Genomic DNA, 24283 nt, shown 5'->3' on the forward strand with positions numbered 1-24283 from the left:
TGCCCTCGCCTTTTATCGTTAGGGTTCCCAGTCAATTGAGTGAGTAGTTTAAAGTCTGAGCCGATTAGTTAACCCCGACTAAATTAGGAACAATCTTATCTTGAATTGTCATTGTTGTCCCAATCGTACAACCTGCGCCCGCATGTGTATCTGGCATAATACGGATCTTGCTATCCTTTACGAATTGTTGGTTACAAAGATCAATAATTTGACCTGCTGCAGTTTTTTCTACATTCGTAGTAAACACTTTTGCTTCATTGTATTTCCCTTGTAATTTCAACATCTTCTATTTCCCCTTTCCTTTAGTTTCTACAAAACATTAATTTATAGATATTATATATTTATAATTATATTTTCCACCACTACAGCTCATTTCCTTTTTTATAAAGAAAGACACAGAGATTCCTCCCCATGCCTACTAATTTCCTACCTTTTTACCGCATGTACATAATGTACTGTCTCAAAAGCTTCTAAATAATCGTTTCGTCCTTCAAAATATAATACATCAATATCCTCTGGTGATAAATGCTCATAAATGAGTAAGCCCGCCTTCTCTAACAGTGCTTCCATTTCAGCATAAGAATAACATGATTTCATCGGTTCTCCGCCTACCGCAGCCATTTTCACCATATTTTCAACTCGATTGGACAGTCCTTTTTTCGTAAATAAGTTTTCATCGGGATAATCGAAAACGATAGAACTCCCTTCTGGAACCATAGCGAATAAACATTCTATTAAACTAGAAAACTCTTCTTTTGTTAAATAATACGAAACACCTAAAAGACTAAAGAAAGTCTTTTTATTTTCAAATCCTTCATTGCGTAACTGTTCATAGGAAAATCCTTTCGTAAAATCCATTGAAACAAAATGAAGGTTATTTGGAACTTCAAGTTCTACTTCTTTTATTCTTTCCTTCTTAAACGCCTGCGTAGAAGGATGATCCACTTCAAATGTTTCTATTTTATTTTCTAATTCTCGGTGTCTAAAACTGAACGTATCTAAGCCTGCACCGAGTATGACGTATTGTTTCGCTCCTAATGTAATTTCATGTAGTAATACTCTTTCACAATATGCAGCACGTGCTAAAGGTGTTGGTGATAACTGAACTTGCGTAATCCATTTTAATATTTCTTTTGGATTGTCTTGAAACTGCTCTGCAATGTCTTTATTGAAAAAGTGAATCCCTTGAACCATGTTCGTTTCAATATTGTTACGTTCTTTTTGTGAAATGAAATCTTTAGCTACATAATCATCAAAGATTTTAGGATTATCAAATTCACTATGATACGCCCTTCCGAAAGCTGATACTAACGACGTTACACTTGCTTCACCTTGTTTCACGCACATACACTCTCCTTCATTTTCACAACAAAAATAGGGTTCCCCTGGCCAGGAGAACCCTATTATACACCTTATTTTTATATTGGTAAATTATATCATAAATAAGTTTTTTTGTCAAGTTTTCAACCTACTAACGCTCCAACAATTTGTGTAATCTCTAGCAGGAAGACTTCGATCTACACCGAATATTCCAGTTTATAACAACACAAATGGAGGGCGTCATGAAAAGATTAGTCATCATTACAGTAGGGAAAACACACAGTGGAAAAACTACATTTGCAAAAGAGCTAGAAAAAGAGTTACCTAATTCTTTTATTATGGACCAGGACAACCAAGCTGAATTTATTAACACACATTATGAAAAATTACAGCCGACAGAAGGTTCAAATATACTAAAGCACGGTCTTTCAAAATTCATTGTTGATTATGCGAAAGAACATACAAATTTACACCTTATTATTTGTAACTCCAATCGCAGTAAAAACGGAAGATTCTATTTACTAAACGAAGTATTTCCACAAAATGAATATATACGCATACTCGTTCATTTTGCCATTCCAGATGATGTACTTTATGAAAGAGTAGGCCTTAGTAAACGAAGTACAAATATTTTTAGGGGAAACTATTCCAGTTTCAAAGAAGTCCTCCACCGCCAACAAGTTAAATCACTACATGAAGACGTAGTAGATCCTATAGAAAATGGAGCTGATTATTTGTTTGTTATTCGTAACAGTAAGGATGTAAACTCTACTATATTAAAAATTGTCCATCTTGCTAAAGAGTTCTCCCCTACTCCAAAATAAGAGACTATAAAAATTACATAATCATAGATTATTATGCAAATACTTCCTCTAGACGGCGCAGATGGTATATAATGATGGAAGAATCTACTTCTATATGCTCATTTTTACACAAAACAGCTCATGCATATGAAAGAAAAGAGGTACAAAAATATGAAAACAAAACAAACAATCGCTGCGTCTACACTAGCTTTAGCAATGATTGCTGGCGCAAACTCTGCTCATGCAGAAGTAAATGATGCTACTCCTCAGCAAAGTACGGGAGATCGATTAGCTGAAATTAAGCAACATAAACAAGAGTTAGATGCGAAATTACAGCAACACAAAGAAAACGTGGATCAAACATTAAATGAACTTAACAAAGTTAAGGAAAATGTTGATACTAAGGTGAATGAACTACATGAACGTAAACAAGTTGCTGATGAAAAGATTAACGAAGTTAAACAGCATAAACAAGAACTAGATGCAAAACTTCAGCAAGACAAACAAATCGCCGAAGATAAAATTGCTGAAATTAAAGAGCATAAAAAACAAGTAGAAGATAAAGTTGCTGAAGTAAAAGAGCATAAGCAAAATATCGATAACAAAGTTAATGAGATTAAAGAACATAAACAAACTGTCGATGAAAAAGTGAATGAAATGAAGCAACATAAAGAGAACATTGATCAAAAGGTTAATGAACTTAAGGAAGTTAAAAAACAAGTAGATGAAAAATTAGCTGAGTTAAAGAAAGCGAAACAAACTGCTGAAGACAAACTCGCTGAACTAAAAGAAAACAAGCCGAATACTGGTAACACGTTAGAGGAACTTAAGAAAATTAAAGGCAATTTAGACAGTCTTTCCGCTAACTTAGAACTAGCTAAACAAGATGTAAAAAACAAACTAGCTGAATTACAAAAGGCTAGAGAAGATTTACTAAATAAAATTAACGAAATTAAACAATCGAAACAAACTGTTTCAGACGATTTAACAAAGAAAAAACAAGACTTAGATATTAAAATCAACGACTTTAAGCATACTGAGAAAAAAATTGACGACAAATTAGCTGAGTTACATACAACGAAGCAAAATGTTGATAACAAGATTAATGAAGTATCACAGTCTAAACAAACGCAAACAGATAATGGTACTAAAAGCAATAACGCTAAAGAACTTCCTAACGCTGGTAGCGAGCAATCAAACAATATGGCTCTAGGAATGCTATCTGTATTAGGCGGGATTTTATTACTTACTCGTAATAAAATTAAAACGTTATTCTCTAAATAAATCCATTAAAAAAAGGAAAACCGCACATACAGGTACGGTTTTCCTTTTTTTATATTAACTGTCCATCTCGAAGCGTCAATATACGATCACATACATCAAGCATTCTTTCATCATGTGTAATCATAATTGCTGCTTTTTGGCTCTCTTTCACTTCACGTTTCATCATTTCAACAACTTCACGTGCGCGTTTTGAGTCTAAGCTTGCCGTTGGCTCATCCGCTAATATTAAATCTGGGTTGTTCATGAACGCACGAGCAATTGCTACCCTTTGTTTTTCCCCGCCAGATAGTTGATTTGGATAATGATTCTTTCTTTCTCCTAATCCAAATGCCGCTAATAAATGATCTGCACGCTTTTCGGATTCTTGTTTACTTTCTTTTTTTAGCTTTGCAATGTAAAGTAACTGTTCTTTCACATTTAAATATGGAACAAGGTTTGCAAACTGGAAAATGAATCCAATTTTTTTCAAACGAATGTCTGTCATTTCCTTTTCTGATAGCTTCGTAATATTTTGCTCACGAATGTAAATATCTCCTTTTGACGGTGATAATAAAGCACCCGCGATCGATAATAACGTACTTTTCCCTGATCCAGAAGGGCCAACGATTCCGATAAATTCTCCAGCTTTCACATCAAGCGACATCGGATGAAGGGCTGTTACTTCCGTATTTCCTTCTCCATACACTTTACTTACTTTGTCTAATTTTAATAATGAAGTCATTACATCCCGCCTCCAATTGCTTCTAATGCATCAACTTTTAATACTTGGTATAACGAAATAAGTGTTCCTAAAATACTAATTACGATAAAGATTGCTGCGTATTGTGCAATCATCGGTGTTGTTAATAAGAACGGCATACCCGCTGGTAAAATTTGTTCTAACCCTTGTACAAGAACGATACTAATTACCATCGCAACGACTGATAAGAATAACGCCTGTACGACTAAGCTATTTGCTAAATACGAGTTCTTCGTACCAATTGCTTTTAATACACCTAGTTGCTGTGTTTTTTGCAGTGTAATGACGTAGAAGAATACACCAATTAGTAATGCAGCGATTACAAGTAAGAACGCAATAATCATCGTTAACGTTCCTTGCTCTTCTTTAAATCCTGGAATACTTTGCAGTACTTCTTTTTTATCGATAACGTGAGCATTTTTAATTTCTTTATCTGTGTTAAGTGCGATTGCACTATAATCTTTTTGGTTTGGTTGTGAAATAGCGCCCCATACGTCTTCATTTACATAAACGACTGGTGTATGGCTAAACATTTGATCTTTCGTAAATCCGACGATTTTAAATTCTTTCTTTGAAACAGGATCGATAATTGTATCCCCAATATCGATTCCTTTTTCTTTAATTGATTCATCAGCAACCATTTCGTTGTTTGCTGTACCTAACTTCTCACCTTTTACAATGTTCGGTTCTAAAAATGTATCGCGTTCACTTGAGAAAATAGCGATATCAACCTTTTTCGAACTATCTTTCTTTTCATATGTTGAAACTTTCACACGAAACGGAACTGCCTCTTTCTCGCCTACTTGACTTACTACATTATCTACATCGTCTTTCTTAATTTGTGAACGAAGTAATTTATTTTCCGCATCATCTGCTAAAACGAACTTATTTGCCTCCATATTTTGAATCGATGAAGCATTATCATATGATAATCCATTTGCTAATCCTGAAATAACAAGGACTAAAAATGATAGTAACACCATAATGAGTCCGATTAATCCGTATCTTAATTTTGATTGTTTCAATTCGCGCAGAGCTAAAAACATTTCGCTCGCTCCTTCCTCTTTCTTTCTATGCACTAATCATAAAAAAGAAATATGAACGGAATATGAACAGAAGATTACAGAGTAAAAAAATAAATTTTCTGAAAGTATTGAAAATAAATAGAATCCTTGATACAATTCAGTCAAATAATATTGACCGAGTAATTTAATTCAAGGAGTTGATCATGTTGAAGCCCGTATTAACACTAACTACTTATAGCCAACTAAAAGCATTAAGCGATCCATTACGTGCCGAAATGATGATACGTCTATGCGAACGTCCTTATACTGGACAATTACTATCTGAGAAATTCGGCATTTCAAGGGCGAAAATTCATTATCATTTAAAAGAATTAGAAAAGAATGGTCTTATAGAGATCGTTTATACAGAAGAAAAGAATGGGATTGTTCAAAAGTTTTATCAATCTGTCGCTAAAGGCTTCACCCCTGCTACAGATCTATTACCTCATTTAGAAATATTAAGCGAATCAGGTCGCCAAATCTTTTTACAAATGATAGAAAGAACGAAAAGCCAAATTCTCGCTGCACCAGAAGAAGCTTTTACATTACGAAATGCAAGTGAAGATCCAGCTAAGTGGAATTACGTTTCATCCTGCTGGGAATTTGATGCTACGCCAGAACAATTTCAAGTGTGGGTGAAAAAGTTTCATCAATTGATGGCTGAATTAAACGAAATTACAAAAGGTGCAGATAAAGATCCGAATAGTAAACCTTATTATATTTCTACTACTGCACTTCAAATCGCTGAGAGAACAATGCAGCAATTTATTAAAAAAGAAGAAAAATCGTAATACGATTTTTTTTACATAAACGGTCAAATTTATTTTACCGAATAAATTTATTATAAAGGAGTAGATAAAGTGGACATATTAAAAAACCGGAATTTCCTCTTATTATTTTTAGGAAGAATTTTCACCAACATAGGAGATAGTTTGTATTATGTAGCCGCAATGTGGCTCGTATACAAATTAAGTGGTAATCCTTTTTATTCTGGATTGGCTGGTTCCCTTACGTTATTACCTTCTGCATTACAATTTCTTACTGGTCCATTCGTTGATAGATGGTCAATAAAAAACACCCTCGTCATCACACAAGTTTTGCAATGCATTCTTATTTTAATCATTCCTATTACACACTACTTCGACCTACTAACAGTCCACCTACTACTCATCATCATGCCAATCGTAGCCTTTATTGAACAATTCGCCTATCCCGCACAATCAAAAGCTTTACCACTTCTACTGCATAAAACACAATTATTAAAAGGAAATTCACTCTTCTCATTTGCATATCAAGGCATTGATTTAATTTGTACGACTCTTTCTGGAATATTAGTAGCACTATTTGGCACCATTACTTTATATGTAATCGACTCCTTTACATTCGCGATTACTGCCCTTTTGTTCTTTTCATTAAAAATGCCAAAACAAACTGAAGCAGACACAACACTTTCAACTAAACAATATTTTACTGATTTAAAAGAAGGGTTTTCAATCGTATTTCGTTCCTTAATGGGCGTCTTCTTAATCGGTTCCGTTGTCGCTAATTTTTCAATCGGTATGACGATGGCAATACTCCCTTCTTTCGCTGATTCTTTAGGTGGTGTAAAATTATATGGTTTCTTTTTAGCCGCTATATCCGCCGGTTGTTTAATTGGAGCACTATTCAGTTCATGGGTTGGTAAACATAATGTTGGCCGTGTCTCCATTATTAGCTTTGCGACTGGCGCTTTCTTTTGGTTTCTCTCAACGGTTGTACCATTTCAATGGCTATCCATTTTTTTATTCGGCTTAGCTTGGATACCAATTGGTGCGACCAACATATTATTTGCGACTATTGGTCAAATTGTAATTCCAAACCAATATCTTGGGCGTATCAATTCAGTCACACGAAGCATGGGCACAATTGCTATGCCACTCGGCTCTTTAATTGGCGGATACACTGCGAATGTATATAGTAGCCAACTCATTTTCGCGCTTGCTAGCATTGGGATTTTATTCATTTCCCTCGTATGGCTACTTCATCCGAAATTACGGGCTTTTCCAAAAGCTGATGAAATTACAGCGGATACTTTTGAGCTTCGATTTAAGGAAGAACACGGGGAAGGTGCGGCTTTATAGCAAACCAAACATAACCCCGTTCTAAATTAGGGACGGGGTTAAAAATATAATTATTTCATTTTGGATGTAAAATACTTCACTAAAAATATAACAATAAAGTCGTTTGAATATCTAAAATTTATTCAACAATAGCACCAACTAAAAGGTTCCGTTAACGCTTTGATGGCCATGCCCCCTGCATTTTCCTTAATTGAATAATTTGGCCTGTATGATAAGCATCATGAAGCATGATGTCCAGTAATTTACCTTCAAGTGAATTTTGTTCAAGCTCTCTTTCAGAAATTGCACTTAACACCTGTCTTAAATTACGCTGAGCATTTTCAGAGCGTTCAACGACTTCCTTCCATTCCGTATCATTATTAGATTGCTTAGTAAGATAAAAGGTGTCATTACCGTCAAGATTATGTGTCCATTCACGTCCTTCCAAGTTTGCAGCAAGTCTTTCTTTGTAATAAGTGAGATGATTAACATTCTCCCAAATGGTATTTGTTGTCTCTCCAGCTGGTTTCCACATAGCCTGTTCGGCTGTAAGTCCTTCTATAGCATGTTTAAACGGTGCATACCAACTCTCTTTATCGAATGTTGAATCTAGTACGTTTAATAACAAGTCAATTCGTTTCAAAGTAATTTCCTCCCTACACAGTTCAAGTTTTAATACACTCCCTCTAACTCTGTAGAGATTCTACATTTTTAAATAAACTTCCTCCTAATCCCACTCCATAAACTCATCCGATTATGCAATTAAAATGACTCATATTTTTTCATTTTACACGTATACTAGCGACAAAAAAAGAAGAGGCTGTTCCCAAACAGCCTCTTCTATCTATTTAGGAAGCTCCACCCGAACAGTCGTCCCTTCCCCTTTCGTGCTATATACCGAAACGGTCCCTTTATGCAGTTCAACAATCTTCTGCACGATTGATAATCCTAAACCGCTACCTTCTACGTTTCTTGCCCTTGCTGTATCTACTTTGTAAAAACGATCAAAAATACGTTCCATCTCTTCTTTTTCCATTCCGATTCCGTTATCGGATATAGAGATAATGACACTAGACTCTAACTCTTCCACGAAAAACTCAATCGTTCCAGCATCGTTTGAAAACTTAATACTATTCGTAAAAATATTACTCCACACTTGATGAAGCAAGTTTTCATCACCTTTAATTGTAATGTCCGGCACATCAAACTCAACAGCGATATCTTTCTCACGCCATTTCCACTCAAGCATAAAAATGACGTCTTTAATTTGCTTCTGCAAATTGAATTCTTTTATTTGTAGAACTTTCTCTTCTTTATCTAGTGATGCAAGCGTGAGTAACTGTTTACATAAACTAGACATTCGCTTACTTTCACCCTCAATAATTTGTAAGTAATGGTTTCTTTCTTCCACGCTCATCTTTTCTGTTTGCAACGTCTTCGAAAAACCTTGTATAGAAGAAAGCGGCGACTGAAATTCATGTGAAACGTTCGAAACGAATTCTTGTCTCATTTCATCTAGTTCTTTAATACTTTTCGTCATCTTTTGGAAGCTCGTAGATAACGTTCCTATTTCATCTTTTCGTTTTACGTCTAATTCAATTTTATATTCCCCACTCGCAATTTTTTGCGTAGCCTTCGTAAATTTACGGATTGGGCGAACGATATAACCTGCTGCAATCGCTATAAAAATAATACTTAATAGTACGATAAACCCAAGTAATACCGCTAAGAAAATTCGCATTTCGCCAAATTGGTTCTGAATGTCAGGACGAATAAATAAAGCGTACTGTTTATCACCGTGTTGCACTGGTACACCGACGCTATTAATTAATTCATTATCGAAAAACCCTGTAATAAAGAGACGAGTTGGATAGGTGGAAACACCATTAAACGTTTCTCCTTGCAATACTTTATGAACAGTAGCATCGCTAATAGACGTCTTACGAAACGCATTGCCAATACGCTTTCCATTCTTTTGATCATCGACAATATAAATTTCATACCCTAACTTTGCGATAGAATGTAAGTACGCCTCTTGATTTTCTTCACTTTGCTTTTCATATAACGATTTAACTTCTTCAGCATACTTTAAAATCTTTTCACTGTTATACGGTTTTAACTTCACTTGATAATATACGTTCGTTAATAAAAAGCCGATAATACTACTAAGTAGCATAATGCCGACCGTCATAAATACAAATCTAGAATATAGTGATTTCATCTTATTTCAACTCCAACTTATACCCAAGGCCGCGCACTGTCGTAATTTGAAAATCATCCGTTCGTCTTGAGAAACGATCTCGTAGTCGCTTCACATGAACATCAACTGTTCGTTCATCTCCCTCAAAATCCATTCCCCATACTAATTCAATTAATTCTTCTCTTGAAAATGTTCTTCCAGGATAACTAGCAAGTTGTGATAATAGCTCAAATTCCTTTAAAGGAAGCAAAATTGTTTGACCGTTACACTTTACTTCCACACCTTTTCGATCAATTGTCGTTCCGTGCAACGTAATAATATCTGCACTCAGCATTTGATAACGACGTAATAAAGCTTTCATACGAAAAATCACTTCAGCTGGTTCAAATGGTTTCACAATATAATCGTCTGTACCAGAAATGAAGCCTTTTTCTTTATCCACTAACTGGTCTTTCGCAGTTAATAAAATAACAGGAATATCATGATACTTCCGTATTTCTTCACATAACGTATAGCCATCAACAAATGGCATCATAATGTCTACGATCGCAAGATGAATATTTTCCTTCTCTAATACGTCTTGCGCTACCTTTCCATCTTCCGCCTCAAAAACTTGAAATCCCTCTTTTTGTAAATGATAATGCAACAACTCTCTAATATGTTTATCGTCATCAGCTAATAAAATATGTATCATCTTCATTAAACCCTCTCTCGTTCATCCTTCTACATCACTACATTAAGAAACAATTGAATTTTTTGCAAGAAAAAGAAAAAGAATCTATTTTGAAAAAAGATTATTCAAAATAGATTCTTACGTTTTAGTATTAAGATTATTTTAATGAAAAATAATTTCTATGCTTTAGAAATATCAACGAATCCTTCTCCAAATACGTCACGAACATCGTGTATAGCGATGAACGCAGCCGGATCTGTAGTTTGAACAATCCGTTTTAGCTTCACTACTTCTTGCTTATTAATAACAACATAAAGAATTTCCTTCGGAGTTTTCGTGTAATAGCCATGACCTGAGTACACAGTAACCCCTCTGCCCATTAAGGTAGTTACCTTCCCGGCTATTTCATTCGGATTATCAGAAATAATCGTAATGGCTTTCTTCGGATTTAAACCTTCAATTACAAACTCCATCACTTTCGTTGCTACATATAACATAATAATTGTTATCATCAGTTTTTCTGCACCAATGATGAAATACGATGAAAACGCAACAATTAAATCGAAGAACAGTAGACCGTAGCTAATGCTCCATCCTAAATATTTATGTGTCATCCTTGCTAAGATGGTAGTACCTGCAGTTGTTCCGCCAACACGAATGATTAGACCAATCCCGCATCCAATAAATATTCCTCCGAAAATGGCATTTACGAGCATTTCATCCGAAGCGATCGTCCAACCTTCTGTCAAATGAAGAAATAGTGAGTTTGTAACTACAGCAATGATTGTATAAATTGTTGTAATCTTATTTAAAAATTTATAACCGGCTATTAACAAAATCGCATTTAAAATTAAGTTAACTAAACCCGGTGACCATTCAAATAAATAGTACGTAATAATCGTGATACCTGTTACCCCGCCCTCACCAAACTCATTCGGGATAACAAACAAATTGACACCTAACGCAAAAAGAAATGCACCGATAATAATAAAAATAATGTCTGTCGTTCTTTTTTTCATACAGTACCTCACTTCTTATGTAAATATTTATTCTGTCATAAACTCTCACCATTATATCGTGGAATATTCAAATCGAACAGTGGTTTGTTTTTATTTTAATATAAGATAAAAAATCAACATTATTTATTATGTACTGCAAATAAAGTTTTGATTTCACCCGTAATTTACTCTTAAAAAGAAATGCTGAACATTGACTTGCACAAATTTCAAATAAAAAAGTACCCACCTAATTGTCATACGCAATGATAATTAGATGGGTACTGCATGATACATTTAGTTTTTACATGTATTGTTTGGAGAAAATTGCAAATAACGACTTATACTCGCCTTATTAAGACCAAATCCATACATCATCATTATTTTCAACGTTCGTCTTTGCTTCATGAACTTTTTCAATATGGTCAACTGTGTTCCAGTTAATAGAACTTCCGCCCCACCCTACATACTTCATATCAATTTTCACTTTCTCACCCACATTAAATACTTGTCCCTTTGTTAAGAAAACATCAATAATATCTTTCTTCCCGTTTAGCGATGGATACTCAACTACAACATATTTAGTAGCACCGTCTCCCTCATCTTCCATCGTTCCTACTTTTGATACTTCTCCAATTACATAATCGGGCGAGCCATCTTCTTTCATGTGCATACCTAACTTGTTTGTTGTATTTTCAACTGCAGTTGCAACCATGTATTCTGTAAAATTACGCATCATAGATCCAGTAGCTTTTACTTCATCTCCTACTTTCACGTTTGAAAGTGAATCAATATACACACTAACAGGTTCCTCATATTGCTTAGATTTTACAACAATCACACCGTTATCTACTTCTACTACTCGTCCTTCTAACGTCGAGAAATTCGATTCAATAGAAGCTGCACTCGCTTTTGTTAGTTCTAATCCTGGTACATTTGTTCCTGATAATGCTGCGATCCCTAAAGCACCTGCTAAAATTATTTTTTTCATACCCATATGTAACATCTCCATTCATGATAATTTTATTTTTTTTGATTGGTATCGACCAACCTGTAATCATTATAGTTACAGGTTGTAAAAATAACAACCGTTTTCCTCATGCAATGATGCATACTGTGATTTTCAAATATAAATTTTAGCAAAAAATATTTGTAAATTATTCCTATATTCAGCACTAATACTAAATTCTCAAATTACAGCAGGTGAACTTATTGAAGGCGGAGAAACTAATGTCATGTACAATGTTCTTCAACTCTACGGTTTGTATAGCCGTAGTTCATTAAATTATATAGGAGCGGGATTCATATGTTAATAAAGCCAAAGAGATTACAGCCAGGAGATATCGTAGCAACAGTAAGTCCTTCATGGGGCGGTGCAGGTGATTCTGAAATAAGATGGCGATATGAACAAGGAGTAAAAAGATTAGAAGAAGTTTTTAGTCTTACGGTTATCCCAATGCCAAATAGCTTAAAAGGTAGCGAATACCTTTATAACAATCCAGAGGATCGTGCGGAAGATATAATGACAGCATTTAAAGATACACGCGTGAAAGCAATTATCGCGAATATTGGCGGTGAAGATAGCATCCGGTTACTTCCCTATATAGATTTTAATGTGATACGCGAAAACCCGAAAATTTTTATGGGGTACTCTGACGTTACTATTTCACATTTATTTTGCCATAAAGCAGGGCTTTCCTCTTTATACGGTCCAGCAATTTTGACCGACTTTGCCGAAAATGTAGAGATGGATCCATATACAATTGAAATGGTAAATCGTACTCTCTTTTCAAATGAAACGATTGGAGAGATTCAACCAGCTTATGAATGGACAAGTGAGCATTTAGAATGGATTGAAATAAATAAGGATACAAGACGTACGATGCAGCAAAACAATGGATATGAGCTACTTCAAGGCTCTACCACTGTACAGGGGCGCTTAATTGGTGGTTGTATTGAAGTATTGGAATTTGCAAAAGGAACGGAACTTTGGCCTGAGAAAAAACATTGGGAGAATAGTATTCTCTTCTTTGAAACTTCTGAAGATCATCCAGAACCAAGTTATATAAAATATTGGTTACGAAATTATGCAGCACAAGGTATTCTGCAAAAAGCAAAAGGAATCATTTTTGGTAAACCGAAAGATGAACAATACTATGAAGAATATAAACAGGAAATATTGCAGGTTATGAAGGAACATAACTTAGAAGATTTGCCGATTCTTTATAATTTAAATTTTGGCCATACTGAACCGAAGTTTATTTTACCTTACGGTGCAATGGCAGAAATTAATTGTGAAAATGAATCTTTCTCTATTTTGGAAAGTGGCGTGGAATGAATAAAAACACTCCTATGAGATATGTCTGTGAATTGGTACTTTTTAAAAGTATATAATTGGAGGGAGATTACGTGTATGGAAGTAACATTTACAGTAAGTAAGTGGGATGAAAAACCAATCGATGATAATAAAAAAGATTTCCCTATTAATATTGCTCATGTCGAATATGATATTGATGGGGAATTAAAAGGAAAGGCTTTTGTTGAATACTTATTATATTATTTAGACTCAAATATAAATGATGGTCACTTAGCTACTGCTAAAATTTCTGGATTTTTACACTTTGAAGGGATTTATAAGGGGCAACAAGGAACATTTACAGCTCTAGAGCAAGGAATATTTGATAAAGGAAATTTAGATTCCCCAGGAACAATTATTAAAGCTACCGGTAACTTAGAAAACCTGAGAGGATCCTATAATTATCAGTTTACAGGTCAAACTAGTAAACTAATTTTAGAGTTTGAATTTCAGCAAAATACCTTATAATTTAGTGGAAAGGACATTTCTTGTAATACTAGGAATGTCCTTTTTGTTGACGAGTTTATTCAAGTTAAAAATGAACAGAGTATATTATCAGTATTCAGCAATGCATAAAATTTTCTTCATGGGGGAATTAAAAATCTACGCCCTAGAGACATCATGCCCCACCTATTCATTTCTTTTTTTACTAATTAAAGAATAATCCCCGAAAAACTCCCCTTCATAACTTCCTTTTCAAGTTGATTCCTACATATAAACGTCGCAATAATTTTTGTACGATTTTTTTCATCAGGCTCAAATTGTTCAATAGTTACGTCACAACGAATCGTATCGCCGCTAAAAACAGGACGTAAAAATTCAAAATCCATTTTGCGAGCTAGTACGTTATAATCACCGCCAATTTTTGTAGGCAATGTTGATGTTAACAGCCCTTGTACAACAAATCTTCCCTGCTCATCTGGTGTAACATGATGAACGCCTTCATCTTTCGATACTTCTGTAAATAACGCAACATCCTCTTTCGTAAAAGTTCGTTCAAAGTTGATTTTTTCGCCTACTTGCAATTTCATTCATACCCCTCCTCAAAAACACTTGTAAAATAAGAAAAACCGAAACTAAAAATCATTTCGGTTTTTCTAACTAAAGAAGTCTATTTATTTTAAAGAATGTACAAACAACCCGCTACGCAGTTTCGGTTCAAACCACGTTGATTTTGGCGGCATGACTTCTCCGGCATCTGCGATTGCTAATAAAGCTTCCATTGATGTCGGATATAGTGAAAACGCCACTTTATATTCACCGCTATTTACAAGACGTTCTAGTTCTTCTAATCCACGGATTCCTCCGACAAAGTCGATGCGTGAATCAGATCGCGGATCATGTATTTCAAGCACTTGGCTTAATAAATGATCTTGCAGGATAGATACATCTAAACCTCTAACAAGATCATTCGCATCAAACGTTTCCTCTTTCACAGTAAGCTTATACCACTTCTCATTTACATACATACCAAATGATTTGGGCTCATTTGGTTTATACGGAGAAACAGTTGCTTCTTCTACATAAAAGTACTGCGTAATTTGATTTAAAAACTGTTCCTCTGATAAGCCATTTAAATCTTTCACAACTCGGTTATAATCCCAAATCGATAATTCATCATGAGGGAATAGAACCGATAAGAAGAAATTAAATTCCTCTTCTCCTGTGTAATTTGGATATTGTTCTCTTCGCATAAGTCCTACTTTTGCAGCTGATGCAGAACGGTGATGCCCGTCTGCAATATAAAGATTAGGAATATCTTCAAATGCGTTTACTAAAGTCGTAATTACATCTTCATCTACAATCTTCCACACAACATGCTTAACACCGTCTTCTGCTGTAAATGTATAAATTGGCGTATGTTCTTCTTTCCAGCTCCTAATTAAATGCTTTACTTCATCTTTTGTACGGTACGTTAAAAAAATCGGACCTGTATTTGCGTCACACACATCTACGTGGCGAATACGATCTAGCTCTTTTTCATGACGTGTTCTTTCATGTTTTTTAATTGTATCATCTTCATACTCATCAATAGATGTACAAACGACAAGGCCTGACTGCGTTCTTCCTTGCATCGTCAGTTCATAAATATATAGCGCTGGCTCTTCATCTTGTATGAACACTTCTTCTCGTATAAATTGCTTTAAATTGTCGCCCGCTTTTTCATACACGCGATCATCATACGGTGACAGTTCAGGATCTAAATCAATTTCTGCTTTATCAACATGCAAGAAAGAATATGGATTCCCTTTTACAACTTCCCTTGCCTCTTCACTATTTAATACGTCATACGGTAAAGCTGCCACTTGTGCCGCTTTTTCCTCTACTGGACGAATGGCCCGAAACGGTCGTATTTTTGCCACATTCCTCTCTCCTTTACACAATCATTCGAACGGCTACAACACCTGTAATTTTGCTTATATTTTCTACAATATTCTCTTTTATTATATCATCAATTCCGTTATCGATATCAATCATTGTGTATGCCCAAGAATGTTTACTACGATTAATCATATCGGCAATATTAATATGATGTTCTGCTAAACATCCTGTAATTTGTCCTACCATGTTTGGAACGTTTTGATGCATAATTGTAATTCGTTTCTTTCCGATATACGGCAATTCTACGTTTGGATAGTTTACTGAATTACGAATATTTCCTGTCTCTAAATATTCACGTAATTGACGTGCTGCCATTACTGCACAATTTTCTTCTGATTCAGACGTAGATGCACCAAGGTGAGGCGTCGCTGTTACATTTTTCATCTTTATTACATTTTCATTTGGGAAGTCCGTTACGTAATGTGTAATAATATCTTCTTCTAATGCTTTTTGAAGAACCTTTTCATCTACAAGTTCTCCTCTAGAGAAATTAAATAGACGCATCCCTCTTTTCATCTTCTCTACAGCGTGTTCCCCAATAATCCCCTTCGTTTGATTCGTAAGAGGAATATGCAGTGTAATATAATCACACGTTGCAAAAATTTCATCAAGGCTAAATGCTCTTTGCACATGTGTAGAAAGACGCCAAGCTGTTTCAACTGAAATATAAGGATCATATCCGATAACATCCATCCCTAATGCTAACGCATCGTTCGCAACTAAAGCACCAATTGCGCCAAGTCCGATAACACCTAGACGTTTCCCTGCAATTTCTGATCCAACAAATTGTTTTTTTCCTGATTCAACAAGCTGTGGTACTTCTTCACCCTCTAAGTTTTTCGTCCAACTTACACCATTAATAATGTTACGTGAAGACATAATAAGACTGGCAATAATGAGTTCCTTTACAGCGTTTGCATTTGCCCCCGGCGTGTTAAATACTACAATTCCTTTTTCTGTACATCGCTCGACAGGAATATTATTTACACCAGCGCCAGCTCTTGCAATCGCCTTTAAGTCTTTTGAAAACTCTTCTTGATGTAAAGAGTAGCTACGAAGCAAAATCCCATCTGGGTGATTGATTTTATCCCCTACTTCATAACGTTCTTCAGTAAAAACTTGTAAACCTTTTTCTGCAATTTGATTTAACGTTTGAACACGAAACATATCCCCATCTCCCTATCTATTCTCAAGCTCAAATTCCTTCATATAATCTACTAATTGTTTTACACCTTCCACTGGCATCGCATTGTAAATACTTGCACGCATACCGCCGACTGAGCGATGTCCTTTTAGCGTAACGAAACCGCGTTCCTTCGCCTTTTGTAAAAACTCATTATTAAGTTCTTCTGACGGTGTTGTAAATGGAATGTTCATAAGTGATCGATACGCAGGGTCAACTGGTGAAGTAAACAATTTAGATTCATCTAAAAAATGATAAATAAGTGAAGATTTCATTTTATTTTGTTCTTCAATCGCAGATACTCCGCCTTGCTCTTTCAACCACTCTAGTACAAGTTTTGTTACGTAAATACTAAAGGATGGCGGTGTATTATATAAGGAGTTATTTTTACTGTAAGTTTCATAATTTAACATTGTCGGACAAGAGCGATCTGCTCCCCCAATTAAATCTCTTTTTATAATAGCAATCGTTAAACCCGCAGGTCCTAAATTCTTTTGCGCCCCCGCATATATAAGACCAAACTTCGAAACATCATATCTCTCTGATAAAATATTTGAGGACATATCCGCAACGAGCGGCACTCTTTCTACATGTGGAATTTCCACATATTTTGTCCCCTCAATTGTATTATTCGTTGTAATATGTACATAATCTAGTTTTTCATCACTTAATAAACCGTCCAGTTTAGGAATCGTAGTAAACTTCTCTTGCTCGGAAGAAGCAATCACTTGTACTTCCCCAACTTTTTCGGCTTCTTGCAATGCCTTTTTAGACCATGAGCCAGTTAGTACGTATCCAGCTTTTTTATACGTATTCATTAAGTTCAACGGTATCATAGAGAATTGTAATGACGCACCGCCTTGTAAAAATAAAATATCATACTCATCAGGGATGCTCATTAATTCACGAAGTAAGTTACTCGCTTCCTCTATAATACTTTGAAAATAAGAAGATCGATGACTCATTTCCATAATAGACATGCCTGTCCCGTTATAATTTAATAGCTCCTTTTGCACTTTCTCTAAAACTGGCAAAGGGAGTATTGATGGTCCTGCTGAAAAATTATAGACTCTCTCCATTACCCTCATAACCTCCCTATTTCTCATCGGATTATTTTTTAAACTTTCTGAATTATAACCCGAAATATAATATGTGGTCAATTTGTTTTCTATTATTACGGCGCAAGACGCGATGGAATCGCTTGCAAGTGCAGACTTTTTTATGAACATATAAAAAAGTGTTAAGTACATAATCGTACTTAACACTCTAATAATGAAAGAATAATAGCTAATCGTTCGTAAAGAACCGATCAAAAATTTGATAAATAGCAGAGAGACCAATGAGCCAATAAATAGTGTCCACAAGCGCCGGCATAGAACCAAACCATTTCTCAACTACATTGTAATCTAACGCTACAAATAACCAATTCAAACCGCCAAGAATCACCAAAATTACTGTAAGGTAAGACAAAAATTTCATTATGATTGCCCCCTAGGTGATAAGATGGTGAAAGGCCTTTCACTAGAAATATATGTAGTAAACTTTAAAACTTACCTATTTTATAAAATTTATTTTCGGTACCACCCGTTAATAACTGCCTCTGCTTCTTTACTATGTATTTGATACGGATGTGTACTATCATTAGAGCCAATAAACCAAATTGAAAAACCTTTAAAATATGGTTTCGGTTCTAATACATCGCGGTAAGCACGCCATCCATTTAATTGTACATCTTTCGAAAACACATTTGAAACATCTGGATTCCATGGATTTTGTAATCCAAGTTCACGTGCTGGAACGTTAAATCCACCGAAGTAAACTGGCTTTCCTGTTGCATTATGTAATTGTTCCAATTGCTGAACAACATTTTGCCCACGATTATATACTGTTGTCGCAAATAAACTTTGTTTCACTTCTTCATATGTTGGATTCCTTTTTCCTGAAACTTCAAACCAACTATCTATGCTAACAATATCCACCTTTTTTAAATACGGGCGATTGATTTTTTCTTTAAACTTCGCTTCATAAGAAGAGTCCCAACTTGCTGTTAACCACCAGTTCATTTGATACAAAACATTTCCTTTATACTGATTACGAACAAAATTAATTGTATCGCTCCAGTATCCTTCTGCATACTCCATATTCACGAAATTAGAAGCAATCTTTAGTCCATACACATTGTATTTACTTGTAATGGAATTAAAAATATCTTGCAGAATAACCGTCTTCCAATTCCAGAAGAAATCATTAATGTTACTTGGGTTCCATTCTGTCTCTCCAACATTCCCCTGCTGAATATACGGGAACGGTTCCACTATAACTTGAATATTACGCTTTAATAATTCTTGAATTAAAATAATAGCTTGTTGCTTTTGCGCTTGATTAATTACCATATTCGTAGAAGTCACATTCGGGATATCCACTTGAATCGGTACATTTACTGTATTTAAATTTAAGCGCTCCACATCCGCTAATACTTTCGCTACATTTCCAACTTCCCATACTGTTACGTTTCCTGATTTGATTTTTCCAGATTGAACAGTATTTACATCTGCCTGTACATTTCCTTGAAAACAAAAAGAAAACAACATAATAAACACTCCTAAAAAACTTATTAAACTCTTATTTTTCTTCACAACTTTCCCCCTATAATTTTTGGCTTTCTTGATTATTTTATACAACGTTTCATATATATTCCACAAAAAATCCAATAAATTTTTATTGATAAAAATGCTATTCATCCTTTATTCACATCTTACTCATACTAAGCTCCTAAAAATAGTAAGATAAATAAAAAAGGAACGGATTTCTGCTCCTTTTTTATCTTTTTACGATTATCAATCCATTTCCCTTTTAGGCTCTACCAACATGATGTGGGATTCCTTTTCAGTGAAAGGTTTATGCTCAACGCCTCTCGGGACAATAAACATCTCGCCCTTAGAAATTTTCACCTGTCCATCACGGAAATCGATGAACATCTCCCCTTCAAGCACAATAAATAGCTTATCCGTATTAGGATGCTCATGCCATATAAAATCTCCATTAGCTTTAAAAAGCTGAATTTGATCATCATTCATTTCACCAATCACTCGTGGATACCAATAATCGTTAATTTTAGATAACTCGTCATTTAGTTTAATAGGTTGGTAATGGATAATAATCCCTCCTCATTTTTAACTTCCACTATATTACAATAATCTAAGTAAAAAAGTCGTCATTACGCTTAAAAAGAAAATGCTCCGGCCAGAACTTTTCATTCAGATAGTACAAAGGAGTGATTTCAATGAAAGTTCTTTCAATCCAATGTTTCCTTTAACTCTCCATAAGTATAGAACAGTGATTTTCAAATAAGAATGGACCCCTGTTGACATTAGTATGGATTATTGATGAACTTCTCGCGATATTTAGTAGGCGAAATGCCAACTCGCTTCTTGAAAACTCTACTAAAATAAAAAGGGTCTGCGATTCCAACAGCCTGCGCAATTTGTTGTACAGGCACACCACTTGTACATAACATTTTTTGAGCCATCTTTATACGATAGTTCAATACATATTCTGCTGGCCCCATACCTGCATGCTTTCTAAACACGTAAGAAAGACGATTTCGATTAACATTATTTTGTTCTGTAAGCGTATGTATTGTAATATCTTTATAATAGTATTTACGAACGTAACTAGATATTCGTTCGAATAAAGTATGCGACTCATAGTTGTTTTCTCTATTGACAACACTTAATAAAGCTTCATTCAACGCTTCGCGAAACAGCATTTCGGTCTGAAGCATCGAAATGCCTCCACGCTGATTATACACATCCCAAAGACGCATAAGTAATTCGACAAGACGAGGAGATTGTCCTGTTAATAATTCAAAATGCTGATGAGTAAAGCCAGAGTCTTCTCGTTCTGAATTGCTTATCTGATATAAAACAAGAATATATTCCCAGTTTATTTCACCAAGCATTTTATGGGCTAATGTCATTTTTGCACCCCCATGTATAACTTTTCCTGGGGAAAGGATATACGGCGTACCATTAAATTGAAATTGCGTCTTCCCTGTAAGTGGAAATACAAATCCTGGGAAAGAATCTGTAGACTCAGCACAAGGCACACCTGGATTTTTAGCATAACGATATACTCCTTCTACTCGGAAAGGATTATTGGCAAGATACTCTGCTAACTCATTCACGTCCAACTTCACAATGCACGCCTCATTTCAATAATAGTTTTCTTGTAATTCGCGAGATTAATTGGTGTACATTCTGGGCAACGCTAAACTAAAAATAGTACATACGACTTAACAAGATCTGGTTATTAACCTATAAATATATTGTTTTTCATTTATTGACAAAAGTATCCTCCCTATATTATTGATAATGATTTTCATTGTAGTTTGATAAAAAAACATTTGTCAAGTTGGATGGCGTAGAAAAATGACGAAACAAGGGGTACAGAGGGACCGTTCTGTTGCAAATAATACCTGGTCTTTGTTAACTAATTCCCCTCAAAACTGGAATAATCATGTTAATAGTTGTAATGGCTTTATTTGTTACAGCACTTGCAGCATGTGGAAATAATCGTAATCCTGAAGAAGTTGCTACAGCGTATTTCGAAGATGGAAACAGCCTACTATCAAATTAAATGATAGTAGGCTGGCTGTTAAAATTATTTAAGAACTGGGTTATGTTCTAAATGATAAGCTTTCATTATCAAAAAGATTATTACTAGTCCCTCCACAAACAAAAACACCCTATCACTTCGGTTCTAAATTTAGCACCTTCCCCTCTATTCCCTCCGTATTCAATGTAGTCGTATGATACGTTCCACTTACCCAATCATCTATTTGATCATGATACCAATCGCTTCTAAAATGTCCCGATTGTCCTGGCCCTACGATATGATAACCGTTTGACATATCTTTCGTATCAATAACAAATCGCCAAGAAGCCCCGTGATTTACAATGCCGTTATCGCCGTAACTCGCTGCTTGAACGGTAACTTGACTTCCGCCAATTGGAACTGGTTTCTCACGATTAAAAGCGAGTAACGCTAACATACTAGATGATTTCGAAATTGGATGTGTAAAAGCGAGTTGATGATAATCGCCCCACTTCCAGGCCCCAACATCGGGTCCATATTCCTTCTGCAATTTCTTCATTACATTCTCGTACGATGTATGCACAACTTTTGTGAAACCTCCGTACTTAGAAAACCATGCACTATTTTCTCCTGCTACTTGTTTCCGGATTAATTCATCCACAACTTGTGACTTCCCTTTAAATAACTCCATTACATCTTTCGGTATTTCTTTTGAAAATAACGTATTTGAAATCTCTTTCATTAATAAATGGAATATTAATGGTGCCGCTTCATCTTTACTATCGTAAAAATTCCACTTTGTTAATTGGTTTACACCTTCTTTCTCTACCTCATTTAAAGATGCTTTATTTAACTCTTTTAAAAATATAGGAGTAAACTCTTTCCCGTATAAATTCTTTTGATCCATCTGTAACTCTTCTAAATCTTTCACCGTATACTTTTCCTTCTCTTGCAAAAATTCTTGAATACGCATTTGCCTATATGGCTGTGCCCACGTATTGCTAATATGGTACGGATAATCATCATCAACAATTTTATTATTCGCAGTTGAAATAAAACCTTCTTTCGGATTTATAACTTTCGGCAGCTGATCAAATGGAATATATCCTTCCCATTCATATTCATCTGTCCATCCTGGAACAGGCAAGCTACCATCGCCTTTTTTACGCACTGGTATATTTCCATTCGCTTTATAAGCAATCGTGCCATCGTTTGATGCAAACACAAAGTTTTGCGTTGGTGTATGGAAATCTTGAAGAGCGGTTTCAAACTCCGTCCAGTCTTTTGCTTTGTTCATATTTAATACAGCTTTTAACTCAGCTGACGGTTCTAAAGCTGTCCACTTTAAAGAGAATACGGTTTTCGTTTTCTCCTTCCCCTTATTCGCAAACTCTGAAATTACTGGTCCATGCCTCGTAATTGTAACGTTATAAGGAATTGTCTTCCCGCCTTTTACTTTAATAGACTCGTCTACAACGGTAGCTTTCTCCCATTTATCGTTATACAGAAATTCATTTTCATTATTAGGATTTCTCTTCTCAATATATAAATCTTGCACATCAGGCCCTGTATTCGTAACGCCCCACGCTATTTTGTCATTGTGTCCTAATATAACACCTGGTACTCCAGCGAAAATAACGCCACTCACATTTAAACCTTGCATTTCAAGTCTCGTTTGATACCAAATAGAAGGCGTCGCAAGAGATAAATGAGGATCATCTGCTAAAATTGGCTTACCTGATGCACTCTTCTCACCGCTCACAACCCAGTTATTACTACCGTTAAACTCCGGCGGAATTATCGTTTTTGAAAAACTTTGCGCTACGTCCACATTTGTATTTTTCAGTTCAGCTAGCAATCTAGGAGCATCTTTCGGATATTTAGGAAATAGCTCATTTGCTTGCTCTTTCGGAAGGTTTTTCAGCGCCCAATATCGAAACGCCTGTCCATGCCAATGTCCTCCTAAGTCAAACGCCATATACTTCCCGATCGTTAAAGTATCAACAATTGACCACTCAGCAGGTTCATAACCTAATATAGTAAACTCAACTGGTAATTTCTTTTCCTTTTTCGCCTCACGTATAAAAGCGTTCACCCCATCAGCAAATGACTGCAGGGCATATTTTGCTTCTCCATCATATTGACTAACTGAAGCTTCTGCCGCTCGCCGTAAACCGAGTGTTCGAAACAATTTATCTCGGTCAACAGCTGCTTCCCCAACAACTTCACTTAACATACCAGAAGCTTGTCTTCTACTTAAATCCATTTGAAACAACCGATCTTGCGCTTGTACATACCCTTGTGAAAAATATAAATCATGTGCATTTTCCGATTTAATATGCGGGACACCTTTACTATCCCGCTTCACCGTAACAGCGTGTTGTAAATCCTCTAGCTTTATCGTTCCATCTATCTTTGGCATAGATTTCAGCGTATATATATTCAAAAAAATCGCAGCGGAAATAACTAACAAGAGAACGATACTACTAGCCCAAATAAAAATTCTTCTTCCCCTTTTTCGTTTCTTCTTTATAACTACCTCCATATAACCACCCCTTTCTCACACTATTCGCTTCTTTTTGAGAATGA

The 24283-nt window shown here is 35.4% G+C and carries 24 protein-coding genes; 6 read left to right on the forward strand and 18 right to left on the reverse strand.

What is annotated here, in order from left to right; translation table 11 throughout:
* Positions 1–64: 64 nt before the first annotated feature.
* Positions 65–283 carry an RtcB family protein gene (locus BUA87_RS07805; RefSeq protein WP_000916241.1) on the reverse strand — a complete coding sequence of 73 codons (219 nt, stop codon included), beginning with the start codon at positions 281–283 and terminating at the stop codon, positions 65–67.
* 143 nt (positions 284–426) lie between these two features.
* The gene (locus BUA87_RS07810; protein ID WP_072939024.1) at positions 427–1347 is read right to left on the reverse strand and encodes a class I SAM-dependent methyltransferase; all 921 of its coding nucleotides are present in this window, start codon (positions 1345–1347) and stop codon (positions 427–429) included.
* Between the two features lie 215 nt (positions 1348–1562).
* Here BUA87_RS07810 and BUA87_RS07815 point away from each other — a divergent pair, with 215 nt between their 5' ends.
* Both BUA87_RS07815 and BUA87_RS07820 read left to right on the forward strand, forming a co-directional pair.
* Positions 1563–2144 (forward strand): AAA family ATPase, encoded by a 582-nt coding sequence (locus BUA87_RS07815; protein WP_072939027.1) that lies wholly within the window; start codon positions 1563–1565, stop codon positions 2142–2144.
* 150 nt (positions 2145–2294) lie between these two features.
* Positions 2295–3407, forward strand: a complete 1113-nt coding sequence (locus tag BUA87_RS07820) for an LPXTG cell wall anchor domain-containing protein (RefSeq protein WP_072939030.1) — start codon at positions 2295–2297, stop codon at positions 3405–3407.
* Positions 3408–3456: 49 nt separating this feature from the next.
* On the opposite strand, the gene BUA87_RS07825 is transcribed toward BUA87_RS07820, so the two are convergent.
* Entirely contained in the window at positions 3457–4128 is a 672-nt protein-coding gene (locus BUA87_RS07825) for an ABC transporter ATP-binding protein (RefSeq protein ID WP_000202606.1), read from the reverse strand.
* Positions 4128–5192 carry an ABC transporter permease gene (locus BUA87_RS07830; RefSeq protein WP_072939034.1) on the reverse strand — a complete coding sequence of 355 codons (1065 nt, stop codon included), beginning with the start codon at positions 5190–5192 and terminating at the stop codon, positions 4128–4130. Before BUA87_RS07830 ends, BUA87_RS07825 begins: the two co-directional genes overlap by 1 nt.
* 185 nt (positions 5193–5377) lie before the next feature.
* Here BUA87_RS07830 and BUA87_RS07835 point away from each other — a divergent pair, with 185 nt between their 5' ends.
* Positions 5378–6001, forward strand: coding sequence for an ArsR/SmtB family transcription factor (locus BUA87_RS07835; RefSeq protein ID WP_072939518.1), 624 nt, complete (start codon positions 5378–5380; stop codon positions 5999–6001).
* Between the two features lie 69 nt (positions 6002–6070).
* Positions 6071–7330, forward strand: coding sequence for an MFS transporter (locus BUA87_RS07840; protein ID WP_072939037.1), 1260 nt, complete (start codon positions 6071–6073; stop codon positions 7328–7330).
* A gap of 151 nt (positions 7331–7481) precedes the next feature.
* Here the strand turns inward: BUA87_RS07840 and BUA87_RS07845 are convergent, their stop codons facing one another.
* The 5 genes from BUA87_RS07845 to BUA87_RS07865 form a co-directional block, all read right to left on the reverse strand.
* Positions 7482–7952, reverse strand: a complete 471-nt coding sequence (locus BUA87_RS07845) for a DinB family protein (RefSeq protein ID WP_000821001.1) — start codon at positions 7950–7952, stop codon at positions 7482–7484.
* Positions 7953–8153: 201 nt separating this feature from the next.
* Positions 8154–9530, reverse strand: coding sequence for a sensor histidine kinase (locus BUA87_RS07850; RefSeq protein WP_072939041.1), 1377 nt, complete (start codon positions 9528–9530; stop codon positions 8154–8156).
* Position 9531: 1 nt separating this feature from the next.
* Complete coding sequence (locus BUA87_RS07855; protein WP_016512569.1) at positions 9532–10209, reverse strand: response regulator transcription factor; 678 nt, start codon at positions 10207–10209, stop codon at positions 9532–9534.
* A 152-nt stretch (positions 10210–10361) separates the two neighbouring features.
* Positions 10362–11201: a YitT family protein gene (locus tag BUA87_RS07860; protein WP_000747488.1), complete on the reverse strand. Its 840-nt coding sequence runs from the start codon at positions 11199–11201 to the stop codon at positions 10362–10364.
* 331 nt (positions 11202–11532) lie between these two features.
* Positions 11533–12174, reverse strand: coding sequence for a F0F1 ATP synthase subunit alpha (locus BUA87_RS07865; protein ID WP_016512568.1), 642 nt, complete (start codon positions 12172–12174; stop codon positions 11533–11535).
* 309 nt (positions 12175–12483) lie between these two features.
* Between BUA87_RS07865 and BUA87_RS07870 the strand changes: the two genes are divergently transcribed.
* Both BUA87_RS07870 and BUA87_RS07875 read left to right on the forward strand, forming a co-directional pair.
* Positions 12484–13515 (forward strand): S66 family peptidase, encoded by a 1032-nt coding sequence (locus BUA87_RS07870; RefSeq protein ID WP_000905881.1) that lies wholly within the window; start codon positions 12484–12486, stop codon positions 13513–13515.
* Positions 13516–13590: 75 nt separating this feature from the next.
* Positions 13591–14001 carry a DUF3224 domain-containing protein gene (locus tag BUA87_RS07875; RefSeq protein WP_000454093.1) on the forward strand — a complete coding sequence of 137 codons (411 nt, stop codon included), beginning with the start codon at positions 13591–13593 and terminating at the stop codon, positions 13999–14001.
* A gap of 185 nt (positions 14002–14186) precedes the next feature.
* Here BUA87_RS07875 and BUA87_RS07880 read toward each other — a convergent pair whose 3' ends face one another.
* The 9 genes from BUA87_RS07880 to BUA87_RS07925 all read right to left on the reverse strand — a co-directional run bounded on the left by BUA87_RS07880 (position 14187) and on the right by BUA87_RS07925 (position 24239).
* Positions 14187–14564, reverse strand: a complete 378-nt coding sequence (locus BUA87_RS07880) for a MaoC family dehydratase (RefSeq protein WP_000776354.1) — start codon at positions 14562–14564, stop codon at positions 14187–14189.
* An 84-nt stretch (positions 14565–14648) separates the two neighbouring features.
* On the reverse strand, positions 14649–15896 hold the full coding sequence (locus BUA87_RS07885) for a DUF1015 domain-containing protein (protein WP_001063081.1): 1248 nt from the start codon (positions 15894–15896) through the stop codon (positions 14649–14651).
* Between the two features lie 13 nt (positions 15897–15909).
* Positions 15910–17082: a 3-phosphoglycerate dehydrogenase family protein gene (locus tag BUA87_RS07890; protein WP_000490222.1), complete on the reverse strand. Its 1173-nt coding sequence runs from the start codon at positions 17080–17082 to the stop codon at positions 15910–15912.
* A 12-nt stretch (positions 17083–17094) separates the two neighbouring features.
* Entirely contained in the window at positions 17095–18177 is a 1083-nt protein-coding gene (serC, locus tag BUA87_RS07895) for a 3-phosphoserine/phosphohydroxythreonine transaminase (RefSeq protein ID WP_000442914.1), read from the reverse strand.
* Positions 18178–18385: 208 nt separating this feature from the next.
* Positions 18386–18577, reverse strand: coding sequence for a DUF378 domain-containing protein (locus BUA87_RS07900; RefSeq protein ID WP_000670804.1), 192 nt, complete (start codon positions 18575–18577; stop codon positions 18386–18388).
* Positions 18578–18666: 89 nt separating this feature from the next.
* Positions 18667–19734 (reverse strand): glycoside hydrolase family 113, encoded by a 1068-nt coding sequence (locus tag BUA87_RS07905; protein ID WP_000739781.1) that lies wholly within the window; start codon positions 19732–19734, stop codon positions 18667–18669.
* A 201-nt stretch (positions 19735–19935) separates the two neighbouring features.
* On the reverse strand, positions 19936–20175 hold the full coding sequence (locus tag BUA87_RS07910; protein WP_000997182.1) for a cupin domain-containing protein: 240 nt from the start codon (positions 20173–20175) through the stop codon (positions 19936–19938).
* Between the two features lie 293 nt (positions 20176–20468).
* Positions 20469–21296, reverse strand: a complete 828-nt coding sequence (locus BUA87_RS07920) for a helix-turn-helix transcriptional regulator (RefSeq protein WP_061660427.1) — start codon at positions 21294–21296, stop codon at positions 20469–20471.
* Positions 21297–21848: 552 nt separating this feature from the next.
* Positions 21849–24239, reverse strand: a complete 2391-nt coding sequence (locus tag BUA87_RS07925) for a penicillin acylase family protein (RefSeq protein WP_065229095.1) — start codon at positions 24237–24239, stop codon at positions 21849–21851.
* Positions 24240–24283 lie beyond the last annotated feature (44 nt).

It is taken from the genome of Bacillus sp. bc15, assembly GCF_900142585.1.
Taxonomy (GTDB): domain Bacteria; phylum Bacillota; class Bacilli; order Bacillales; family Bacillaceae_G; genus Bacillus_A; species Bacillus_A cereus.